16 protein-coding genes are annotated in these 23650 nt (G+C 58.0%); 8 read left to right on the forward strand and 8 right to left on the reverse strand.

The features are described 5' to 3' along the window. Positions 1 to 7: 7 nt before the first annotated feature. Positions 8 to 589, reverse strand: coding sequence for a rhodanese-like domain-containing protein (locus JNN07_11950; GenBank protein ID MBL9168446.1), 582 nt, complete (start codon positions 587 to 589; stop codon positions 8 to 10). Between the two features lie 130 nt (positions 590 to 719). Here JNN07_11950 and JNN07_11955 point away from each other — a divergent pair, with 130 nt between their 5' ends. Beyond that, on the forward strand, positions 720 to 986 hold the full coding sequence (locus tag JNN07_11955; GenBank protein MBL9168447.1) for a DUF2132 domain-containing protein: 267 nt from the start codon (positions 720 to 722) through the stop codon (positions 984 to 986). 42 nt (positions 987 to 1028) lie between these two features. Here the strand turns inward: JNN07_11955 and JNN07_11960 are convergent, their stop codons facing one another. After that, positions 1029 to 5114, reverse strand: coding sequence for an amino acid adenylation domain-containing protein (locus JNN07_11960; protein ID MBL9168448.1), 4086 nt, complete (start codon positions 5112 to 5114; stop codon positions 1029 to 1031). A gap of 541 nt (positions 5115 to 5655) precedes the next feature. On the opposite strand from JNN07_11960, the gene JNN07_11965 reads away from it, so the two are divergent. From JNN07_11965 to lpxD, 3 genes are all read left to right on the forward strand, one after another. Beyond that, a complete protein-coding gene (locus tag JNN07_11965) occupies positions 5656 to 7266 on the forward strand; it encodes an ABC-F family ATP-binding cassette domain-containing protein (protein MBL9168449.1) in 1611 nt (536 codons plus the stop codon). A gap of 214 nt (positions 7267 to 7480) precedes the next feature. Next, complete coding sequence (locus JNN07_11970) at positions 7481 to 8536, forward strand: fatty acid desaturase (protein ID MBL9168450.1); 1056 nt, start codon at positions 7481 to 7483, stop codon at positions 8534 to 8536. Positions 8537 to 8567: 31 nt separating this feature from the next. Further along, a complete protein-coding gene (gene lpxD / locus JNN07_11975; protein ID MBL9168451.1) occupies positions 8568 to 9587 on the forward strand; it encodes a UDP-3-O-(3-hydroxymyristoyl)glucosamine N-acyltransferase in 1020 nt (339 codons plus the stop codon). On the opposite strand, the gene infA is transcribed toward lpxD, so the two are convergent. The 4 genes from infA to JNN07_11995 all read right to left on the reverse strand — a co-directional run bounded on the left by infA (position 9568) and on the right by JNN07_11995 (position 12207). Then, entirely contained in the window at positions 9568 to 9840 is a 273-nt protein-coding gene (gene infA / locus JNN07_11980; protein ID MBL9168452.1) for a translation initiation factor IF-1, read from the reverse strand. The two genes, lpxD and infA, sit on opposite strands and share 20 nt — an antisense overlap. Beyond that, positions 9794 to 10654, reverse strand: a complete 861-nt coding sequence (locus JNN07_11985; GenBank protein ID MBL9168453.1) for a translation initiation factor IF-3 — start codon at positions 10652 to 10654, stop codon at positions 9794 to 9796. Before JNN07_11985 ends, infA begins: the two co-directional genes overlap by 47 nt. Positions 10655 to 10753: 99 nt before the next feature. Further along, positions 10754 to 11995: an MFS transporter gene (locus JNN07_11990; protein ID MBL9168454.1), complete on the reverse strand. Its 1242-nt coding sequence runs from the start codon at positions 11993 to 11995 to the stop codon at positions 10754 to 10756. Between the two features lie 53 nt (positions 11996 to 12048). After that, positions 12049 to 12207 (reverse strand): hypothetical protein, encoded by a 159-nt coding sequence (locus JNN07_11995; GenBank protein ID MBL9168455.1) that lies wholly within the window; start codon positions 12205 to 12207, stop codon positions 12049 to 12051. Between the two features lie 591 nt (positions 12208 to 12798). Between JNN07_11995 and JNN07_12000 the strand changes: the two genes are divergently transcribed. Next, positions 12799 to 14181, forward strand: coding sequence for an arylsulfatase (locus JNN07_12000; GenBank protein ID MBL9168456.1), 1383 nt, complete (start codon positions 12799 to 12801; stop codon positions 14179 to 14181). A 4-nt stretch (positions 14182 to 14185) separates the two neighbouring features. Here JNN07_12000 and JNN07_12005 read toward each other — a convergent pair whose 3' ends face one another. Further along, the gene (locus JNN07_12005) at positions 14186 to 14677 is read right to left on the reverse strand and encodes a MarR family transcriptional regulator (protein ID MBL9168457.1); all 492 of its coding nucleotides are present in this window, start codon (positions 14675 to 14677) and stop codon (positions 14186 to 14188) included. Positions 14678 to 14826: 149 nt separating this feature from the next. On the opposite strand from JNN07_12005, the gene JNN07_12010 reads away from it, so the two are divergent. The 3 genes from JNN07_12010 (at position 14827) to JNN07_12020 (ending at position 19977) form a co-directional block, all read left to right on the forward strand. Further along, positions 14827 to 17169, forward strand: coding sequence for a PQQ-binding-like beta-propeller repeat protein (locus tag JNN07_12010; GenBank protein MBL9168458.1), 2343 nt, complete (start codon positions 14827 to 14829; stop codon positions 17167 to 17169). Positions 17170 to 17241: 72 nt separating this feature from the next. Further along, positions 17242 to 18840, forward strand: a complete 1599-nt coding sequence (locus tag JNN07_12015; protein ID MBL9168459.1) for a PQQ-binding-like beta-propeller repeat protein — start codon at positions 17242 to 17244, stop codon at positions 18838 to 18840. Between the two features lie 57 nt (positions 18841 to 18897). Further along, positions 18898 to 19977 (forward strand): hypothetical protein, encoded by a 1080-nt coding sequence (locus JNN07_12020; protein ID MBL9168460.1) that lies wholly within the window; start codon positions 18898 to 18900, stop codon positions 19975 to 19977. Between the two features lie 7 nt (positions 19978 to 19984). On the opposite strand, the gene JNN07_12025 is transcribed toward JNN07_12020, so the two are convergent. Next, the gene (locus JNN07_12025; GenBank protein MBL9168461.1) at positions 19985 to 23434 is read right to left on the reverse strand and encodes a fused MFS/spermidine synthase; all 3450 of its coding nucleotides are present in this window, start codon (positions 23432 to 23434) and stop codon (positions 19985 to 19987) included. Between the last annotated feature and the right edge of the window lie 216 nt (positions 23435 to 23650).

Raw genomic sequence — 23650 nt, forward strand, 5'->3', positions numbered from 1 at the left:
GAAAATTCTATTTCTCGCTAGGCCTACCCGCATCCACCCAGGCGCCGAATCCACCCCTGAGCACCACGGCATGAGGAAAATCGTGGGACTCAAAATAGTCTAGCGCCCGGATCGTGCGATAACCGCCGCTATTGCTCACCACCACGTACCGCTTAGATTTGTCGAACTTAGACAAGACACTCTTATAGGTGGCTTCGTCAGTCAAATCGTGATTCTCGGATTTCGGCAAATGACCCTCAGCAAATTCCGAGGGGGAACGATTATCAACGATGGTGGAGTCCGGATGTTCGGCCAGATACCTCTCAATCTGATCCACAGAGAGTTCCTGGTAGCGGGTATCGTTGACGATCTTATGTCCTGCTTCATTATACCCAGGCTTTAGAACGATCCGGGTGCCCGCCACCAGCTTGCCATCCGCATTCCTGGCGGCGTGCCAGACGTTCGTCGTGATCTTGCCGCCTCGAGCAGGGCTTTCAATCGCTCCCTCGATAGCTGATCCCCGAAAAATGCCGACATACTTGGTGGGAGTCACCGTGCGGTTGGCATTGCGGTTACGGCCGGTAGTGTTGGCATCTGAGGACCCCGCCACCGAAGCGGCAGCCTCAGCCCCCGCCGCACGGTGGTCTAAACGGTGGGAAGGCCAAGACCTTGCCGTACGAGGCGTCCGCTGTTAAACACTTATGAAAGCACCGGCTTAAACCGCGACTGCGAAATCTGAAATGCCTAATCCTCCCCTCCACCCACGCGATCCGCTCCATGGAATCACCTTGGAGCACATCATCAACCACCTCGTTCAGCAACATGGGTGGGGGGAGATGGCACAGCGGATCCCAATCCGGTGCTTTCAGTTCAACCCATCCGTGAAATCAAGCCTCACGTTCCTTCGCAAAACACCGTGGGCGCGAAGAAAGGTCGAAGACTGGTTCATCGGAGAACGTGCATTCTCAGGATCATCGGACACCCCGCCGGAAACGGAGATGAGTTGATTGAACGGATGCCAGCAGAGGGGCCTGCAGTGAACAGTGACGCTACGAGGAACCATTCTCAAATTCCCTGAGACAGGAACGCAGCTTGCCGGCCAACACTCGATCGTTAGGCGGTTCGACTATGGTATTGTGGTCACCCGGGCTCTCGTAGACGTCAACCCCCTCGACCGGCAGCGGTTTCCATACCTTACGCAATAATTCCTTAATCGATGGGGGGGACTCGGCCGCGATGAAGAGGGCGACCTTGCCCGGATAAGGACAAACAGCGTATCGATCACAGGCTTGGTGATTCAGCCGTTCTACCAACACGGACGGGTCCGCGACGGCTGTTCCGGATGCGGAATCTCCCTTCCCGCGAAGAGGAGACCAGATAGGCTGAACCCATCGGCACAAGGTCTGCCAGCGTTCGCGCAAGATCCAAGGCAGGCCCCGTAGCCCTTCTCGAGCGTGCAGGGTCCAATGCGCCTTGAGCTTGGATACCACAGTTCCACAAAAGTTCTCCAGCCTGGCCCGCCACCCGAGATGCTGATCATATCCCGTTGGGAAGGTATCCAGGATGCCCACTAGCCCCACGCTACGTCCCATCGCCTTGAGCTGCTGGGCCATTTCGTAGGCGACCAGGCCACCAAACGAAAGGCCGATGAGGTGATAAGGCCCCTCCGGATGAACAGCCTGCAACCTCTGGAGATAGAGCCGAGCCATGTCCTCAATGGTTTGGATCGCCGGTTGAACCCCGTCGAGGCCTTGTGCCTGCAGACCATACACTGGACGATCAACCCCCAATTCGCGCGCCAAGCTGTGAAATCCGACCACGTTCCCCTTGATGCCATGAACCAGAAATACCGGCTGCCCGCTTACTCCTGTTTGCAACGGAACCAAACAGTCCCACGTCGGTTTCCACTCCTGGTCTTCCAGCCTCCGGGCAATGGCACGAATAGTCGGGGCTTCGAATAGCAGGGACAGGGGGAGACGTTTCCCCAAGGCGGATTCAAGCGACGCAAACACCTGTGAAGCGAGAAGTGAATTTCCACCCAGGTCAAAAAAGTGATCATCGATCCCGATCCGGGCCTTGTTGAGCACAGATTGCCACACCCTAACTAACTCGCACTCGAGAGGGGTGGTGGCCGCCGCATGAACGCTCCCCGCGGGAAGCTCCTCGCCCCGAGATGTCGACAGGCCCCGACGATCCACTTTGCCCGCAGGCGTGAGAGGCAAAGCCGGCAGGACGAAGAACCGGGATGGGATCATGTAGTCGGACACATGGTCGGCCAGCCACTGTCGAAGTCCGCTGACTGTCAAAGAGACCGCGGAGCGCGCCACCAGATAAGCGACGAGTTCCTTTCCCTGGTCGCCCCGATCCTCTCCCACCACAACGCAGGAGTGCACGTTCGGATGTCGCTGAAGCGAAGCCTCCACCTCACCGGGTTCGATCCGATACCCGCGCACTTTCAGTTGCGCGTCCGCGCGACCTAGGAACTCAAGGCTTCCGTGGATCGTCCACCGCACCAGATCTCCCGTTCGATACATTCTGGCTTCGGGCCGATCGTCATGCGGGTTCGAAACAAAGCGCTCGGCCGTCAGGTGAGGATTGCCGCGATACCCGCGAGCCAGGCAGTCACCCGCGATGAAGAGTTCTCCGGCCACCCCGATCCCGACGGGCTGTCGATGCGAGTCTAGGACGTAAACCCGCGTATTGGCGATGGGCTTGCCAATCGGAAGCGAGTCCAAGTCCCCAGCGTTCTCACACTTATGAATGGTCGAGGTGACCGTCGCTTCAGTCGGCCCATAGGAATTATAAAAACTCACCTTCGGATCGGTGTGCTCACGCCACGCCTTCCATTTCGTAAGGGATGCCTGCTCGCCACCCACCACCACCCGAGTAACCCGAGCCGGGAACGAGCACGCGCCCAAATCGTCAACCAGCTGGTGCCAGTAGGCGGTGGGTATATTGATGATCGAAATGCGTTCCAACTCGAGGAACTCAAAAAACCGCTGGGTGGAGGAAATCGCGCCCTCGCTTCTGAAAACAACCGCAGATCCCTGGAGCCAGCTTGGAAAGATCTCCTCCACGGCGATGTCAAAAGACAGCGCTGCGAACTGCAGCACTCGATCCGAAGTGCTCAGCTGATACGCACCGGCAACTGCGTGACTGTGGTTGACCATGGACCGTTGAGTAATCTCCACGCCATTCGGTTTGCCAGTGGACCCCGATGTATAGATGACATAGGCGAGGGAATCGGCATCGGCCTGACTGTCGGGGGCCTGGTCCGCAGGACAGTTGGCAAGCGTCGCTTGGAACGAAGCAGCATCCAAGCAGACGACCGACGCCGGGTCGGCAGGAAGCCCCGCCAGATGGCGGGCGTGGGTAAGAATGAGCAAAGGCTTCGCATCCTCTATCATCAACCGAAGTCTCTGCTTGGGATACGCGGGGTCCAGGGGCATGAATGCCCCGCCGGCTTTAAGGATGCCGAGCAAGGAGATAGCCAGGTCGAAGGAACGGTCCAAGCACACACCGACCAGCGTTTCAGGCATCACGCCTGACTTTTGGAGGAAATGCGCAAGCCTGTTGGCGGAGCGATTCAGTTCTGCGTAGCACATCTCCTTCCCAGCGGCCGATACGGCGATCGCGGAGGGCATGGCGGAAACGGTTCGCTCGAAACAAGCGGCATAGGTCGATTGACTGGGATACTGACCACTCGTTTGGTTCCACTCCGCCAGGACCTGCTGTCTTTCCCCTTCGGTCAGCATCTGATGCCGGCTGACGGCCAAGTCTGGAGACTGGGTCAGCGAGCCGAGCAGAACCTCGAACCGCTGAAGCAATCGAACGATGGAACCCTGATCGAAGAGATCCATACGATAGTCGGCAGAGAGCACCACTTCCTCGGCAGAGACGTCAGCCCAAATCGAGAGATCAAGCCCAGCGTTTTCCCGGGGCCACTCCAGTTCCCGAAGTTCCAGCTCCCCCACCGCGGAAACCCGGGTATCGGACGGACGGACGCTCAGCATGTATTGAACCAGTGGGGCGTGTCCTCTGGGCGGCTCAACGACCATGGCTTCGACCAGTAGTCCAAAGGTCAGCGAGGGGTGCTCCATCGACTCCATCAAGGTCTGAGCAGTTCGACGGAGATGCTCGAAAAAGGAAGGATCATCGGAAAAATCTCCTCGCAGCGGGATGGTGTTGGAAAAACCACTGAGCCCAGGCTCCCCGGCAGTGTCAGACATGAGCATGCGCACTCCCAGAAGCAGGTCGGAGCATCCTGTATGACGACTCAAAAGCACCTGGAACGAAGCGATGAGCACGGCTTCAAAGTTCGTGTCACTTTGCTGACCAATTCGCTCCAGGGCCTCTCTGAGCGGGGACGAAATCCGATGGGTGACGCAGCCGACCGGTCCACAGCGTGTTAGCGAACGAGGCCGGTCCAACGGCAACTCCAGCAACGTGGGTGCCCCCTCGAGTTTGGCCTTCCAATAGGTGAGGTCACGCTCGTCCCATGCCGTGGGACGGGCAAGAACAACACCCGTGGATCCTGGCCATGGAGCACCTCCCTCCGTACTGAACGCGGACCTGAAGCCAGCGCCATCGGAGAGAGTTCCGTAAAGCGAAAAAAGCTGCCGCGCGAGACCGTCGATCGAGCTCTGATCCAGGACAATTCTATGCCCGCATAGGAGCAACAAATGCGATCGCTCCCCGAGAATAACCAACCGACCTCGAACCAAGGGGTCATGGGCAAGATCAAGGATACGCTCGGTCTCTTCGGAGAAATACCGACGATACTCCGCTTCCTGGGAGAGTCGATCGAGCGGAGACAGATCCGTGACTGTCAGTTCTGGCAGCCAGTTGCTGCGTCCGATTTGCCTGACCCCCTCAGCCGTTTCAACGATCTGCACCCTCAGCACATCGTGATGCTTGAAAACCTCAAGAAACGCTCCCCTGAGCAGTTCGATTCGCAAGAGGCCGTCCAGACGGACCAAGCGCACGACAGATTGACCCACACCCGGCTGGGTCAGCTGACACAAAGCTCGAATCCCCGCTTGATGGGGAAGGAGTAGCCCGTGGGAAGGATGCCGTTCATAGGCCCACTGACTTTGGTGGTGGCCGGGGGGTGGCTCTGGAAGCTGTCCGTGCATGGGGTTTTTAGGCGGCCCCTAAAGGGCGGTTGGAATGAGGCCTTGAGGGTCGGAAGACCAAGAACCTTTTAACCCCTGCGCAGTTCTCCAGCGCAGGACATACGGCGTTTCCAAAGTCCTCCGACCACGGAAAACCGCAAGAAACCTAGGTTTAGGCTCGCGCCGCCGCCCCTTTTTCAGTGTTAGCCATGAAGTCTGCACACTATTCCATCGGTACGGACCACCCCGTTGCTTAAGGGGTTAGTCAGTCCGAAAAATGACATTCGAAGTAGAAGTATGGAGGTCTGCCCACCGAGAAGTGGAATGTAGCTTCCGAATCCCCAGCGCCGCGTATTCCAAGGTCCCCGGGCGCCCGGTCTGAGTCCAGGAACAGAGCCCATCACGAGTGTCCAAAAAATGAGCGATTGACGCCCACAGGTTGATCTCTATTCTGCCATGCTCGTCGCCGCAGACAAAACCCAGTGCCTCGGCCCCGAAGGACTGGTGTAACAGTTCCCTCGGATCAGCGGCGGTTGACGTTCCGTCGGCGGCGTCTTTTTTCATGCTCACCATTCGAGAACTAAAGATGACATTAGGCGGACGCGTGCTCTTCGAGAACGCGTCGTTCGACGTAAATTACGGCGACCGGGTCGCGCTTGTTGGCCCCAACGGCGCAGGCAAGACCACCCTGTTCTCTATCATCCTCGGTCAAAAGACCCCTGATTCTGGCACCATTCAGCGGGACGAATGGACCATGGTCGGTTATCTTCCCCAGGAAGGCGAAGCCCATGGCGATGAGACGATCCTGGAGGTCGCGACGGGGCGCGTGGAAGAACTACCCCGTCTGGAGAAACGGCTTCACGAACTGGAAGCCGCTGGGGATGTCGCCAGTCCCGAATACCTCGAAGCCCACGCCAAGCACGGAGCCCTCAGTGACCCTCAAGTCGAAACGAAGGCGAAAAAGATGCTGCGTGGACTGGGTTACCGGGAGACGGATTTTGAGCGAAAGGCGAAGGAGATGAGCGGAGGCTGGATCATGCGCGCCCGCCTCGCCCGGTTGCTGGTGATGGAGCCTGACCTCCTGCTTCTGGATGAGCCCACGAATCATCTCGATCTACTCTCACTACTCTGGCTGCAGAACTACCTCAAGAACTACTCCGGTGCGTTGCTCCTGATTTCTCACGATCGCCAATTCATGGATGAGGTCGTCAGCCAGGTGCATGAAATCTCGGAGCGGAAACTCATTGGCTACACCGGAAACTACACCGACTACCTGCGTCAGCGTGAGGAACGGTATGAACAGCAAGTAGCCGCCTACAAGAATCAGCAGAAGGAGATCCAGGCGCTACAAGAGTTCGCCGACCGGTTTCGAGCGATTCCATCCAAGGCCTCCCAGGCGATGAGCAAGCTCAAGCAGATCGAACGGATGGAGCTGATCGAGAAGCCGACGGCCCCGCGAAAGCCGTTCCGATTTCAGATCCCTCCGCCACCGAGAGGCGGACAACGGGCTATCACTTTGGAAGGTATCCATATGGCCTATGGAACGACACAGGTTTACCGCGGTTTGGACCTGACCATCGAACGCGGGGAACGAACGGTGCTGGTAGGTCCCAATGGCGCCGGCAAGTCCACACTGTTGAAAATCCTGGCGGGAGTGGTGTCGTTCCAACAGGGGGAACGGAACCTGGGACACAACGCCAAAATAGGCTATTTCAGCCAGCATCGGGCGGACACCTTGGACCCCGACAAGAGCGTTCTCGACGAGGTGTTGGCCAGCGCACCTGAGATGCGCGAGGACGAGGTACGAGCGGTGCTCGGATCGTTCATGTTCCGTAAGGATGACATCCACAAGAAAACATCGGTATTGAGTGGGGGCGAGAAGAGCCGGCTCAACCTCGTTAAGTTCCTGGTGGATCCGCCCAACTTGCTTTTGATGGACGAGCCGACCACGCATCTGGACATTCACACGGTGGAATCCCTGACCTTGGCCCTTGAACGCTATGAAGGAACCCTGGTGTTCATCTCGCATGATGTTCACTTCATCCGGCATCTCGCTGCCAAGGTTCTCCATGTCAACGCGGGTCAAGTTACGCCCTACGTCGGAGGCTATGACTATTTTCTGGAGAAAACCGGAGCTGCCGACGATGCGAGGGCGGCTCTGACCGCCGGCTAATTCTTCGTGGGAACTCAACCCCGAGGCGGATATGAAGGCGTGGTATGGCACCGATGGGACGGGTTATACCGATTTTCCGTTCCACCCGAGATCTTGAGCGCGATTCCGTACCCTAAACCACCGCCAGGGGCAATCCAGAGGTAGCTTTTTTGGTGGGGCTTTTGTCAACCGGGGGGGTTGCAATTCCCTAAAGAACACTTCAGGGTGAAGGGACGTGATTTCATCGCCTAGTTCGGCAGTGCCTCTTCCAGAGGAAAACGCACCCAGCGACAGCCCCGACATGGACTGCCTGGGGCAGGACCATGCACTTACTGGAAAGGCTTTGATTCTGGCAACCAAGCGCTTCGCGTCGGATCAACCGCTCCGAAGCTGGTGGTACTTGCTCTCCACCTCGGCGTTGCTGTTCGGGGCATTGGCCACAACGATCTGGGCTGATCCGTTGTGGATCCGGCTGGTGGCCAGCGTTCTTTCTGGGCTACTGGCGCTTCGGCTTTTTGTCATCTATCACGACCAACAGCATCATGCGATTCTGCCGCATAGCCGCTTGGCCGAGTTTATGATGCGGATATTTGGTGTGTGGGCGCTGAGTCCGAGCAGTATCTGGCGCTCCTCCCACAACCATCATCACACCCACAATTCCAAACTCCGCGGTTCACATATTGGGTCCTTTCCCATCATGACGGCCGAGGCGCTTCGCAAAGCACCCCGCATGGAGCGCATGAAATACCTGCTCATGCGCCATCCCTTCACTTTGGCCTTCGGGTATGTGTTCGTGTTCCTGTATGGCATGTGTCTCAACCCTTTCTTTTCAAGCCCTCAAAAACACTGGGACTGTCTGCTCGCCTTCATCGTGCATGGCATCATCGCCGTAGCGCTCGTGTGGTGGGGAGGATGGGCCACTCTCCTGCTGGCGCAGACGATCCCTTGCCTCATTCTCTACGCCATCGGTTCCTATCTTTTTTACGTCCAGCACAACTTTCCTACCGTCGTCTTTCGCGACCATGCGGGCTGGACTTACGAGCTTGCCGCGCTCGAATCCTCGAGCTTCCTCAAGCTAAGTCCCATCATGCATTGGTTCACCGCGAACATCGGTTACCACCACATCCACCATCTGAATGCCCGGATCCCCTTTTACCGCCTGCCGGAGGCGATGCGGGAGATTCCCGAGCTCCAGACTCCCCGAACAACCTCGCTAAGCCCACTGGAGATCATCCGCTGCCTTCGGCTGAAAGTCTGGGACGTCGATCAGCAGCGCATGACAGGTTGCTAAAACGCTCAACCCTCACCCTTCTTGCCACCCTATGAGCCTTACCGCAGACCAAGTCGCGCAAGCTGTTCAGGGCAAGGTTATCGGTGATGGCGCCACTGTTCTGACCGGCGTGGCCCCTGCGGCCAAAGCCCGTCGAGGTGATCTGACCTTCGCCGAGAATGCCGCCTTTTTTCAGGCAGCAACCCAGAGCGAAGCAGCGGCTATTCTGGTGTCGGACGACTATCCGGCCGCGAATCAGGTGCTGATCCGGGTTAAATGCACCCGGATCGCGATGGCGCGCCTTCTGCCCCTGTTCGTCCCGGAGGAGCAATTCGAGCCTGGGATCCACGCTCAAGCCACCGTGCATGCAACGGCCCAGGTGGACCCCTCGGCGCACGTCGGCCCGTGGTGTGTGGTGGGTCCGGAGGCCAAAATCGGAGCGCGAACGGTGCTCATGGGGGGCAACCATCTAGGACGTGGCGCGACTGTCGGGCAAGCGGTCCGCCTCTACCCCAATGTAGTGGTCTATGCCGGATGCGAAATCGGAGATCGAGTGACCATCCACGCCAGCACCGTGATCGGGTCCGATGGCTATGGCTATGTCTTCGACGAAGGGCGCCACCGAAAAGTTCCTCAAGTTGGCAATGTGGTGATCCATGCGGATGTGGAGATCGGGTCCAACGCCTCCATCGATCGAGCCGCCTTGGGATCGACCATCATCGGCCAGGGCACGAAAATCGATAATTTGGTCCACGTCGCCCACAACGTGGAGATGGGCCGACACTGCCTCGTGATGGGGCAGGTCGGCTTTGCGGGAAGCACGCGTCTCGGCGATTACTGCGTCGTGGCTTCCCAGTCGGGAATTGCGGGTCATCTGACCCTCGGCCATCAAGCAACAGTCGGCGCCAAATCCGGCGTGATGCGGGACGTTCCGGATAAAGGGACGGTCCTAGGAATTCCCGCTCAGCCCGATAAGCAAACCAAGCGTCAGTGGATCAGCCTGCAACAGTTGCCCGAACTCGTGCGTCGAGTGCGCGAGCTGGAAAAAAAGATTACTTCAACCGCCACGTGATCCTGGCCTTGTCCAGGTCGTAGGGGGACATCTCCATCCGGACGCGGTCTCCCACCGTCAATCGGACCCACCGCTTCCGCATCTTGCCGCATACCGTGGCCAGAACGAGATGCTTGTTGTCCAGTTCAACGCGAAACATGGTACCTGGCAGGACAACAGTCACACGCCCTTCCACTTCAATATGTTCTTCCTTCATGAGATAGCGATCAAGAATTGGTCTGCATTTCGGACGCGTCGGCTTGATTATCCGCATCCGGGAGGATGGGAGGTGCCGCCGGAGTCGGTTCCGACTTCGCCGCCGCCGCCTTGGGTGCGGAGGAGGCGGTGGGGGCCCCAACCTCTTTGGGCTGCTTGGCGCGTTGATCGCGCGGCAGCGGACTGATGGTGGCATGCAAATCGCGGTCACCAGCCATCTTGGGCACAGAATCGGAACGTCCGTAGGCAGCCGTCTCTCGAATAAACCGGTTCACCACCTCATAGCCGAACTCTTTGTGAGCGCGTTGACGTCCCCGAAAGCGCAGCTTGATGCGCACTGTCTGCTCATTGCAGAGAAATTCGATGGCGTGATTCAGCTTCACGCGAAAATCATTCGGATCGATGTTGGGAGTCAGCTGCAACTCCTTCATCTGTCGGGAAGGCTGTTTGGCCGCCGACTCCTTCTTCCGTTTGGCCTCTTCGTATTGGAATTTGCCGTACTCAATGATCCGGCACACGGGTGGCGTGGCCGTGGCAGCAATTTCGATCAAATCCATCCCCTTGCTCTGCGCCAGCTTCAAAGCCTCGCCCAAGGACATAACGCCTAGGGGCTGCTTCATCTCATCCAGCACACGCACTTCGCGGGCTCGGATCTTTCCATTGCGGCGGTGACTAGGTTCCCGCGAGGGAAACGGTCGGAAGCCAAAGGGGCGACTCAATGAGCCCTCGAAGGTTGAAATGATTTCATGCGATCGGCTATGGGACTGGTATTTGGAGCGAACCTGCACCACTACACGGGGCGCAGAGAAGGATCCGGCAGCGTTGAACTGCCCGTTGATTGTTGTGGTTTGCGAACAACTGGCGTCAACCATGCCGCGGTTTCGGCCCCGGCACAAGGTTAATGACTCCGAGAATCCGCGCCGCGAACCATCACCGCATCGCAGGCTCCCACTCAAACCAGCCTTCCGGCTTCACACCCGTTGTGGCTTAGATACTTCAGGGAGAAACCAGGTCATCAAGCCGATCAACGGGAGGAAAGAGCTGGCCAGAATAACAAATTCAATGCTCGTCGCGTCCGCCAACCTGCCCAGCACCGCAGAGCCGATACCAGCCAGCCCAAAGGCTAACCCAAAGAAGAGCCCAGCAATCAGCCCCACCTTCCCTGGAACAAGCTCGGTGGCATACACCAAAATCGCGGGAAACGCCGAAGCCGCGATCATCCCAATCACCACGGAGAGTGTGGCCGTCCAAAAGAGGCTGGCGTGAGGAAGCATCAAGGCAAAGGGGGCAATCCCAAGGATGGAGATCCAGATCACCCGCTTCCGCCCGATGCGATCCCCAATCGGGCCGCCGCTCAGAGTACCCACCGCGCCGGCAAACAGAAACGCGAAGAGGTAAAGTTGCGACTGCTGGACGGAGAGTCCGAAACGCTTCATCAAGTAGAAGGTGTAGTAGTTCGTCATCGAGGCCAGATAGAAAAACTTTGAGAACATGAGCACGAAAAGCACCATCAAGGAACCAAGGACCTTCCCTCGCTCCAGGGAAAGCGGCTGCGGACCACGCGACGAGGCGCACTGACCCAAGTCCCGAAGCTTACCTTGATACCAACGTCCCACCCTCGACAGAATCCACATGCCCGCGCAGGCGAGGGAACCGAACCACAGAATGTGTCTCTGACCAAACGGCACGATAATCCAAGCTGCCAGCAGCGGTCCGAGGGCAGTTCCGGCGTTGCCACCCACTTGAAAGAGGGACTGTGCCAAACCATGCCTTCCCCCGGAGGCCAGACGAGCCATGCGCGACGACTCGGGATGGAACACCGCGGACCCTATTCCCACCAGGCCGGCTGCCAAAAGAACCACCACATAGCTCGGGGCGAGAGCCAGCAGCACCAACCCGCACAGCGTCACGGCCATTCCAAACGTCAACGAGTAGGGCCTCGGATGTTGATCGGTGTAGAAGCCAACAACGGGCTGGAGAACCGATCCAACCATCTGGAAGGTCAATGTGATCAGACCAATTTGGGTAAAGGACAGGTGGAATGATTCCTTAAGCAACGGATAAATGGCGGGAATGAGCGCTTGGATCGCATCGTTCAGCAGATGGCAGAAACTGAGAGCAAACAGAACACGAAGTCCCGAATTGGACGCCTCCGGAGAAGGCAGGCGTTGTGATACCGATGCTGGCTGCGATTGCGAATGCGGTTTGGACATAAAAAAAGCCCTGCTCCTCTTGGAGGAGCAGGGCGATGGAAAGTCTCGTAAAGCTATCCTCGCACACGCTGCTCCGGGAAAGCCCAGAGAATCAGGTGTGCCAGAATGATCTGGAAAATGCCGACGAAATGCGCGCGACCAGACACCATGCTGCCCGCTCGCTTGACGAACGCCGGCAACCAACCAACGGTGGACTGGATGTGAATGCGCATCCGTGAGGACGATACCAAGCCAACTTGAACTGTCAATTCCTAGCAGGCCGTCGGACTTAGAGTATCGTTCTGCAGGGAGCCCACCCGGGCTATTCCTTGGTTCCAGGGTTTTCTGGGCATCGGCCTGCTAGAATTCAAAATCCGGCTGCCGGATTTTTGAGAAACTCTGTCTGACTGCTCAGATTCGGTCTGTTTTGCCTCCATTCATCCCGCTCCGCTTGCTTTTCAGACCGCCCCCACCATTCGGTGTAGTCTCTTGAGGTTGTAGGCCGTGCTTACCAGGGTCCACTCCAGCTTCAAGCAAACCAACACCGGTTCGGCTCTTTTCCGCAGGAAAAATATCTAGCAGGGGTCTGATTAAATCCGGGTGGGGCTTATAGGAGAATCGTCACCACGGTAGGGCGAAACTCTGTCTGGGGCTGCCAAAGGAGGCTCGACCGGGGGGTGCTGCTTTGATGGAGTGTGGGCGTGACTTCTAAGCTAAGATCTCTTGGTGGCCGCGGATGCTTCCGGACGGTGCTCGTTTACCTCTTGGCCACGACGCTCCTTCAAGGCGCCAAACCGTCCCCACGACCCAACATCATCCTCGTGATGACGGACGACCAGGGTTACGGGGAAATGAGCTGCCACGGCAACCCAATCCTAAAGACGCCAAACTTGGATCGGCTTCATGCGGAAAGCGTCCGGTTCACGGACTTCCATGTAAGCCCCACCTGTGCGCCAACTCGCGCCGCTCTTCTCACCGGACGGCATGAGTTTCGAACCGGAGTTACTCACACCATCTTCGAGCGGGAGCGACCTCATTTGAGCGTGACATTACTGCCTCAATATCTCCAGCGAGCAGGGTATCAAACGGGCATCTTCGGAAAATGGCATCTGGGGGATGAGGAGCCTTATCAGCCGGAAAACCGAGGTTTCAACGAGGTGTTCATCCATGGGGGAGGCGGCATCGGTCAGACCTATCCTGGAAGCTGCGGCGACACACCCAACAACACATATCTCCATCCGACAATTTGTCATAACGGGAGGTTTGTGCGCACGAAGGGCTACTGCACGGACGTTTTCATCGAGGCCTCGATCCAATGGATGACCGCACAGAGGTCCAAGCGGGTGCCGTTCTTTGCCTACATCACACCGAACGCGCCGCACGCACCACTGATTAGTCCCGGTCCGGAGTGGGAAGCCCCCTACCGACAGCGTGGTTTGTCGGATCTAACGGTCCGGTACTATGCTGTCATCGCCCACTTTGATGCGGCGCTGGGGCGGCTTCTGGACTGGCTCAAGTCCGAAGGACTGGAGCAAGAGACTCTGGTCATCTTTATGACCGATAACGGGCACTCTCTCCAGGATGCCTACAACGCGGGCATGCGCGGGATGAAAGCCACCCCCTACCAAGGTGGCACACGGGTTCCATCATTTTGGCGATGGCGCGGCACACTGCCCGAAGGAACCGACATTCCCGCGCTCGCCGCCCATTTGGACCTGCTCCCCACTCTCACCGAGCTGGCAGGGGTCAACCCACCCGTCAAAGACCGCCGGAGCTGGGAGGGTCGCAGCCTAGCGCCTCTGCTAAGGAATCCCAAGGCCCCCTGGGCAAACCGCTATCTTGTCACCCATGTCGGCAGATGGGAGGCGGGGAGGATGAACGAGCATGAGTTCCGGCAGACTTCAATTCGGGACGATCGGTTCCGATGGGTCAACGGAGCCGAGCTTTACGATCTTCGCACGGACCCCGGAGAGACCCGAAACGTAGCCGCCGCGTATCCGAGCGTGGTGAATCGTCTGGCTAAGGAGTATCAGGCGTGGTGGGCCGACGTACGACTCCCCGCTCAGGCCAATGAATGGATCCGAGGGCCTCGGTGGAATCCCTTCAAAGCACGGTATTGGAAGCAGGAAGGCGGAGGACCGGATGGCCCATTGGAGGATAGGATGAACCCCGACTATAAATTCGACCCGGCCAGACCACCGCTGTAGCGCGCTAATCTACGGATGCTGCCGCTGAGTCCCGGCAGGCATCGGCGACCGCCGCCAAATCAGTGAGAAAGGCTTCCCGTCTCTCGGTGGGAATGCTCTCCAAAACCTCGGTCTGGAGTTTCACGGCAATCTCCCGCGCCAACTCATATTTCCGATGCCCAGATGGTCGGAGTTCAACCTGGTGCGCCCGCCGATCTTTGGCGTGCGGCCGACGCTCGACCAGTCCCGCCTTCTCCATGCGCTCCAACAAGGAAGCAACTGTATTCGGATCACTGCTCATGAACTGAGTCAATTGCCGCTGTGTCAGCCCCTCACACTCCCGCAGGGTGCGCATCACCGTGAACTGATCCGGGGTGATATTGAGGTGCGCAATGCGCCGGCGGAACGCTTGATTGAGACCATACCACGCTTTGCGCAACAGCGGAGGCAAGCGTCGGCGCTCCGGCGCATCCACTGGCAACAACGGTTCGGCTTTGATTTTTTTCTCGTTTGGCATTCGGTCCAGATCCCGGAAACAGTTTAAAGGGAGCCAGGGCCCGACAACAACCCCTCAAAAAGAGGAAATTTGGGGGTTGCGGAAAAATCATACGTGTAAGTATTATCCACCTCAACGGATCTGCTGTGGACTTTAGCCTGAGTGCAATCATGAAACCGATCATCTCTCTTAATCGTGCATCCCTTCTCACGGTGCTGACGGCAGCGCTTCTGCCTTGGACGACATTGGGCGCTGTCAACGGATGGTTATCGTGGCGGGGGCCTGAACAGTCCGGGGTTTCGCGGGAGTCCGGTCTCCCGGAGTCTCTGGACCCGAGCAAGCCGCTGTGGACCACTGAGTTCCCAGGGCAATCGACCCCAGTGATTGCCAATGGAAAAGTGTATATTAACGGCTACGTGGGCGATGGACCAGACCTCCAGGAGGGCCTGGCCTGCTTTGATGCGGAGACCGGGAAGAAGGAATGGGATCATCTCTACAGCGACTTCCTCAGCGACACGATCTACCTGCGCTACGCCACCGCCTCCCCCGCGATCGACCCAGAAACTGGCAATATCTTCTTCCAGGGAACCCAAGGCATCCTCGCCTCCTTCAGCCCTGACGGTAAGCTGTTGTGGGAGCACTCATTGATGGAGCTCTATGGACGCCTGACCTTCCCGAACAGCCGAACTGCCTCGCCTGCGATCGATCAGGATTTCGTGATCACCCGGGGTATTACCGCGAACTGGGGAGCTCAGGGCGCGGCCGGCGACCGTTTTTACGCATTCGAGAAGAAGACCGGAGAACTGGTCTGGAGTTCCACCCCGGGCGATCGCCCGAAGGACAACTCCTTCTCCCACCCTCAGTTCGGATTCTTCAAAGGCCGTCGGGTCTTCTATGCGGCCACCGGCGACGGGAGCGTGGTGTGCGCCAACGCCCGCACCGGGGAGCCGATTTGGCGAGTGCCGCTGTTCCGCGCCGGCATCAACGCCACCGTGGTCGTCCATAACAACGACAAAGTGGTTGCCATCTACGGCACGCCCTATGAGCTTGGGCAGATGGTCGCGTTGAAAATTCCCGACGTTTTTCCCGATCACCCCACCAATGCGCCGGTCGTCGTCGAGCGATCCAAAGTAGAACTCTGGGCCAACGATGTCTCCAGCTCCACCAGTTCTCCCATCCTCGTGGGGGACCGGATCTATGTGGTGGCTGAAAAAGGTGACTTATGCGCCATCGACGCCAACAAGGGGACGATTCTCTGGAAGGTTAAACTAGGCATCGAACAGCGCAATGCCTGCCCCCTCTACGCCGATGGCAAGCTTTATGTGCCCATTCTGGATGATCCCGAAGGCAAGGGCACAGGGGAATCGGAGGCCGGAACGCGAGGAGGCTTCTATGTCATCAAGCCCACGGACAAGGAGGGCCAAATCCTGCACAAGCTATCGGTCGATGGCCGTTGCTTCGGAACCCCCGTGGCCTACAACGGAAAGATTTACCTCCAAACCACTCGCCGGCTCTACTGCTGGGGAAAACCCGGCAACACGACCTCACCCGCACCTCAGATCGCCGAGACGCCCTGGCCCAAACCTGGACCAGCGACCCAGCTGCAGATCATCCCCTCGGAAGTTCTGCTCCACCCTAAGGACAAAGCATCCTTCCGGGTCCGATCGCTCGACGCCAATGGTTTTGTTGTGACGGAAGGAATCGACCCCAAATCGGTCACGTGGGCCAGCTATATTCCGCCGACCGCGCGTGTGCGAGCCGCGATGAAGGGAGCGTTTAGTGCCGATGGGCAACTCGTGGCGGGACCTGAACTCATGCCCTCGGCCGGCGCGTTCGAAGCAACGCTCGGCGATCTCAAAGGTTACCTTCGAGGCCGCGTGATGCCAGCGCTCCCCATCAAGGCGGACTTCGAAACCTTTACTCTTTCGGAAATGACCACCAACACGGTCGAGCCAGCCACGGCATTCGCCTACCCGCCTCTTCCGTGGATCGGGGCACGCTTCAAATTTGAAGTCCGCGACAAGGATGGAACCAAGGCCCTCACCAAGACCATCGACAACAAGTTCTTCCAGCGTGCCACGGTGTTCATTGGTGAGCCGACCATGAAGAACTACACGATCCAGGCGGATGTCATGAGCGACGGCAACCGTCGAAAAATGTCGGAAGTTGGGCTCATCAATCAGCACTATCTGATCGTTCTGAAAGGCAACGACCAGAAGCTGGAGATCAACTCAAACCTGGAGCGACTCAGAGTACCCGCCGCTTCGGACGCCCCCAATTTCCGGTGGCAGCCCAATCAATGGTATACCCTGAAAGCTCGCGTGGACGTGGCTCCCGACGGAAGTGGCGTGGTACGCGCCAAGGCCTGGAAACGCGACGAGGCCGAACCAGAAAAGTGGGTCATTGAGGTGCCTCACAAACATGCGCACACCTCCGGTTCACCCGGCCTATTCGGTTTCTCGCCCCAGGAGATGCGCGTCTTCATCGACAACGTCCTAGTCACCCCCAACTGAATTCCCCAGACGATCAACGCTCAACCGACATCGCCCCTGATCATCATGAAACCGAAAGTCCCCTCTCTCTGGATGTCCTGGCCTATCCGCCTTGGACTCTGCGTCACCTTCCTGGCCGGAACAGCCTCCGAGGCCGTCGATTGGCCGCAATGGGGCGGCAACGACCCGGGCCGCAATATGTATTCCCCAACGAAGGGCCTGCCTTCGACTTTCACTCCGGGGAGCATGAAGAAGGGGACCGAGGACATCGACATGTCGACCACCAAGAATGTGAAGTGGGTAGCCAAGCTCGGATCCCAAAGCTATGGGAATGCCACGGTCGCCAACGGCAGGGTCTATGTAGGGACTAACAACGAATCCCCTCGCGATCCGAAGCATACTGGCGATCGCAGCATCCTGATGTGCTTCGATGAAAAGACGGGAGCATTTCTTTGGCAGCTCGTGGTGCCGAAACTCAAATCGGGCAAGGTCAATGACTGGGAAAGCCTGGGGCTGCTCTCTTCACCTACCATCGAAGGAGACCGAATCTACCTGGTCACTAGCCGATGCGAAGTCATGTGCCTCGATGTCAACGGAATGACGAACGGCAACGACGGCCCCTTTGACAAAGAGGCCGAGTACTTCGTCAAGGATGCCGGCAAGGAGCCCGTCCCTCCCGGCTCCAAGGATGCCGATATCATCTGGGTTTACGACATGATGGATGAGTTGGGCGTTTTCCCCCATAACGCCTCCAACTGCTCCGTGCTGATCGTGGATGATCTAGTCTTCGCCTGCACCTCCAATGGCCAGGACTGGACTCACGTGAACATCCCGTCACCGCTTTCGCCCAGCTTCGTGGCACTCAACAAAAAGACCGGTGAGCTGGTGGGCGAGGACGAAGCCAACATCGGGCCACGCATCTACCACGGCCAATGGAGCTCCCCCAGCATGGGGACCGTTAACGGCCAGAAGATGGTGTTCTTTGGCGGCGGCGACGGCTTCTGCTACGCGTTCGACACCAAGGCCGTCAAGAAAGACGACACCTCGATTTTGCCGATCATCTGGAAGTATGATGCCAATCCTCCGGAGTACAAAATGAAGGATGGCAAACCCATCAAATACCCGGGAGCGGAGGGTCCCAGCGAAATCAACGCCACCCCCGTCTTCTATAAAAATCGGGTCTACGTGGCCACCGGCCAGGATCCGGAACACGGAGAAGGGGTTGGTCATCTGGTATGTCTGGATGCCACCAAGAAAGGGGATATTACGTCGAGCGGGGTGCTGTGGAGCTACAAAGGAATCCATCGAACCATCTCGACCGTCTCCATCGATCCGGAGACCGGATTGCTCTTCGTCGGGGATTTCTCGGGGTTCGTTCATTGCCTCGATGCCGAGACCGGAAAGCTCTACTGGACGCACGATATGAAGGCGCACATGTGGGGCTCCACCCTGGTCGCTGATGGAAAAGTCTATGTGGGCGATGAGGACGGAGATCTCACCATCCTCGGAGCAGCCAAGGAGAAGAAAGTGATCAGCGAGACGAACCTCGGATCGCCCGTTTACTCGACCCCCATTGTGGCCAACGGGGTAATCTATATTGCCAGCAACTCCCACCTCTACGCATTCCACGATTCGGCCAAAGCCTCCACGGATGCACCCAAGCCGATCGATGTCGAGGTCAAGAAGCCCTGATCCCGGGCAGCCCATGGGTCGAATACGCCTTTAACCAACCAAACACCAGTAAGCACCATGTCCGTCGATGCATCCTTGATCCAGAAAGCCCAGCAACAGCTGGACGCGCATACCCGTGAAACTATCCAGTGGCACTTCTCTCCCGAGACCGGCTGCCCGTTCTGGCTGCAATGGGCGGCGAAGGCGGGATGGGATCCGCGCCAGGAGGTAAAGTGTTTCGCCGACCTGATCGCAAAATTCCCCCACTTCCAAGACGAATGGTTGCGGGATGAACAGCCCGAGGTCTGGGTGCCCGCCCAGTTTAAAGGGAAGCCATATAACATCTTCGAGACCGGTGGAACCACCGGCATGCCCAAGCAACGCATCGGCTGGACCGACTACAAGGTCGACTATGAGGAGTTTTCGGGCAAGGTTTCGGACGAGCACTTCCCACGCGGGGGCGCTTGGCTGATGGTCGGGCCGACCGGACCTCGTCGGCTCAGACTGGCAATTGAGCATCTCGCGAACTTCCGTGGCAGCCCCTGCTACTTTGTCGATCTAGACCCTCGCTTCGTCAAAAAAGTGCTGTCGGACAAGAAATTTGATGTCGCCCGCTCCTACATGGACCATGTCGTCGATCAGGGAGTCACCATTCTCAAAAACCGGAAGGTAACCGGCCTGTTTACCACTCCTAAACTGCTGGAGGCGCTCGCGGAGAAAATTGATCTCTACGAAGCGGGCATCCGCGGTGTTTTCTGCGGCGGAACCACGATGGCACCGCAATACGTGCGTTATATCGTCGAGGAAGTTCTGGAGGGTCGCATCGGGTTTTATCCGACCTATGGCAATACTCTCATGGGCCTGGCTGCGAGTGTACCGTTGAAACCGGAGGACAACTTCTCCATCACCTATTACGCGCCCCAGCCCCGGGCCGTCCTGCGCGTGGTCGATCCCAAGGCGACGAGCCAACTCAGGTCGTATGGTGAATGGGGCCGTGTGGAGCTAACCACGCTCACCAAGGAGTTCTTCATGCCGCGCTTCCTGGAGCGCGATGAGGCGATCCGCAAAGAGCCACGAGCACCCTACAGCTGGGACGGCGTCGCGGAAGTCAGGCCTTTCGGAGCGATGGAAAAGCAAATCGTCGAAGGCGTCTACTAGACGCGCCTCACTTGCCATCCCAGGACTCGCCGGTGATCACCTTGTAGCGATCAGCCATCACTTTGGCTCGATCGCTCTGGGCCTGCTTCTCCAGCAAGCCGCTCAAATAGCCAAGCACTTGCGGACGGTCGGGGGTTCTTATCAAGAACCCCTCCAGAGTGGCGGTGGCAGACTTAAGGTCCCCCTGCAGTTCCTGTGCATACGCCAGACGCAAGGCGATATCCGGGTCCCAAGGCTTGAGCCCGCGTGCCTGTTCCAACTGAGCGGACGCGGACGGCAGCTCACCTCGTTGCAACGAAGCTACCGCCGTGCGCAGGATGTTCTCACCGGCGGCCGAGGCGATCTGCACCAACTGCTGGCACTGCCCCAAAGCTTCACTCTCTCGACCCAAACGGCTCAAAACATCGATCCATTTAAGACGGCTGCCGACGTGTTGCGGTTCGCGTAAAAGATGGGTCTCGAAGCAGACAGCGGCCTCCTGCCACCGTCCTTTGTCCCACAACAGCGTGCCCAAATAGAAGGGAAGCTTCTTGCATTCCCGATCTTCCCAGAGGTCGTTCCGGACGGCTTCAAATGCCGCCAAGGCCTCGGTGGACTGCCCCAGCTGAAACTGGCTGATTCCCAAAAAATAGCGAGCACGCGGATCAGCGGGAGCGAGCCGGAGCCACTCCGTCGCTGCCGAGCGCACCTCGGACCACTGTCCCACCAACGCTAAGACCTCCGCACGAGCTCTCTGAAAGACGCTAGATTGATCGAAACGCGAGGAGTACTCGCTTAAGAGGGCCAAAGCCTGGTCACGTTGTCGGATCGCGAGTAAGCCGAGGCTGGTCGCACGCACCGCTTCCGCTGAGGGTGTGAGTTGGAGAGCATGTCGGGCGTACCGAAGGGAGGCAGCATGATGGCCGTCCCGACGCGAGGCTTCACTAAGTCGAATCCAGAATCCTGCGTCGGACGAAATCTGTGGATCGGAGAGATGCGGGATCAGTCCGCTTCCAGCCTGCTCATAGAGACGCGATACCATCGACTCCGGCCTCAGGGGCGTGACCGCTCTAAGGATGACCTGAAGAGGCGCGGAGAACTCGATCACACGATTATCGTCCGTATTGTAGTTTGATCCCGACAGCTGTCCGCTCAACTCCTTGCCCCCAATCCAATAGTGCGCCAAAAGATCCTCCACACTGCCCGTCCGCATGATCCGAAACTCCTGCTCAACCGCATCGCTCCACTTCGCTCTAAGCCGCGCGAGATCGAAGGCCAGGGGCTTCATGGACCCAAGGACAACGGCATCGGTCCCACTTCTGAACAGGTGCATCTCAGGGTACACCGACCCGAAAGTTCGGAGAATCAACTCGAAATGCTCCGGCTCGATTTCATACATCTGCAGCCACAAACAAAACGTCCCAGCATCCCGAAGGCGCTTGCGGCTCAGCTCAAAGAACTCCTTGGTGAACAGATTGGCCGCACCTGGGATCCAGGGATTGGAGGGTTCGGAGATGATGACGTCATATTGACGGTCGCTCACCAACAGGTGATTGCGTGCGTCGTTGACGAGCATGTGTGTCCGCGGATCGGCAAGCGGCTTGCGGTTGTAGTCCTCGAAAAAGCGGCTGCCCTCCACCACCGCGTGCTCCAACTCAAGGCAATCCACCCGTTTAACCGGATGTGTCAGCACCGAGCCTAGCGTCACTCCGCTTCCCAAACCAATCACGAGCACGTCATCCGACTTATCACCTAACAACAAAGGCAGTTGACCCAGAAGAATCTGGGTGCCCAGGTCGCCCTGTTGAGGCTCGTCGTGCGGAGCAAACGGATTCTTGAGCCCCGACGGCACGGAGGCATCGGGCTTTCCGTTCACCGCCAGGTGGATCAGATTCCGGCTCCGTTTCACCGTCACCGTACAGGTCAATCCCTCATCGAAGAAAAGCACCTCACCACTGAGAGCTCGGAGACGTTGCAAAAACTCCTGCCGGTTCAGTCCGGTGTAATCCTTGGCATACCGAAACATCCCGGACGACATCACGGCCGGATCCCAAGGAGACGTCAGAGCCAGGCTTGCCACGCCAATCGTGAGCAAGGCCGCCCCTACGGTGCGCCGGCATCTCCGCAGAAACCCGCGCTGCATGAAGCTCATGGCCCAGGCGCCAAGTGCGGCATTGAGCAGCACCCCCATCAACATGGTCTTCTGTGTACCGAGCAGGGGAACCAACCAGAACCCGGCAACGACAGAACCGCCGATCGCACCCAGCGTGTTCCAGGCATACGCCCATCCCACGAGAGCGGGAGTTGTGCTACCCGCGGTAGGCAAGCCCTGAAGCACGATGGGAAACATAGCCCCCAGCCCAATCGTCGGCAGAATCATCAACCCAAACGCGAAGAGGAACTGCACCGATAGAAACGTGGCTGGTGAAGTCGGAACCATTTCAAAGGTCTTGAGATACAGAAAAGGAAGCTCTTCCACACACTGCACCCCAAGATAGGTCGTCAAAAGCACTCCCACCTGAACCAGAGCGACAGCGTGGAACACGTAAGCCCGGTTCCGCAGCAGCCGATTCCCTAACCAGGCCCCAAGCGCCAAGCCTAGGAGGAACGTGGAAAGCATGATCGTGTAGGCGTAGATCGAGGAGCCCAGCACCAAAACGAGCACCCGCGACCATGCCACCTCATAAAGCATCGAGATAAATCCAGAAACGGCATACATCCCAACCAGAGCACGAGCCTCATCGTGGGTCGGCTCCGACTTCCCCGCCTGCATCAGCCGAGTGCCCGGAAGCTGTTCCCGCGCATAACTTGAAGGATCCTGGTCGAAACTATTGATCAGCAGCTGCGACAATCGCCACGCGCCCAAAGCAGCCAAGCCATTCAAGCCCATCGCGATCCACTGGGTCTGCTCCAGACCTACCTTCGGAAAAAGAACGAGACCCGCGAGCGCGCAGCCCAGTACGGCTCCTGCAGTGTTCGCCGCATACAGCCAACCTACAAAGTGCCGGCTCAGTTGTTTATCCCTCGAGACCAAGTCGCTCATAAGGGGCAAAGTCGCCCCCATCAATAGCGTGGGCACAATCAGCACCAATGTGGAAAGGCCAAAACGCAACAGCGTAGCCCCGGCGAATGAGGTCTCCACATTCTTCCAAAGGGCCTGTTCTATCGGAATGAAAGCTTGAATCAGGTAGGGAGTAACGAAAGCGAGCGCAGCGATCATCAACTCGATCACTGCATAAACACGGAGAGGATGATATCGCCCGAGCCTTTGGATCCAGCGCCCCATGGCAAAGCTGCCAAGCGCCAGTCCACCCATGAAAACAGCCAGGACGGTAGCCACCGCGTAGGTGGTTGACCCAAAAACTAATTCCAGTTGCCTGACCCAACTGAGCTCGTAGATCAGGCCGCTCATGCCAGAGCCGACAAAACAAACCATCAGCCAGGAGTACAGGCGAGAGCGGGGCGAAATGCCATTCATTAGCCCCTGCATAGCAAGAGGCCTACCAAAAGGATCTACCCTCGAAGCGGAGCAACCGGATGCAGTTTGAGAAGCCAGCGGGTCGCCTCACCCAGAGAATCGGCAATAAATCTCAGAGTCAAGAAAGCACCTAGGCAAGAGATGCCTAGAGGGCCAAGCCCCAGGGTGCACTTTGAGTGACCTCGCTGGGGGTTAGATTTCGCTGAGGCGAGAGTC

Source organism: Verrucomicrobiales bacterium (assembly GCA_016793885.1).
GTDB lineage: Bacteria > Verrucomicrobiota > Verrucomicrobiia > Limisphaerales > UBA11320 > UBA11320.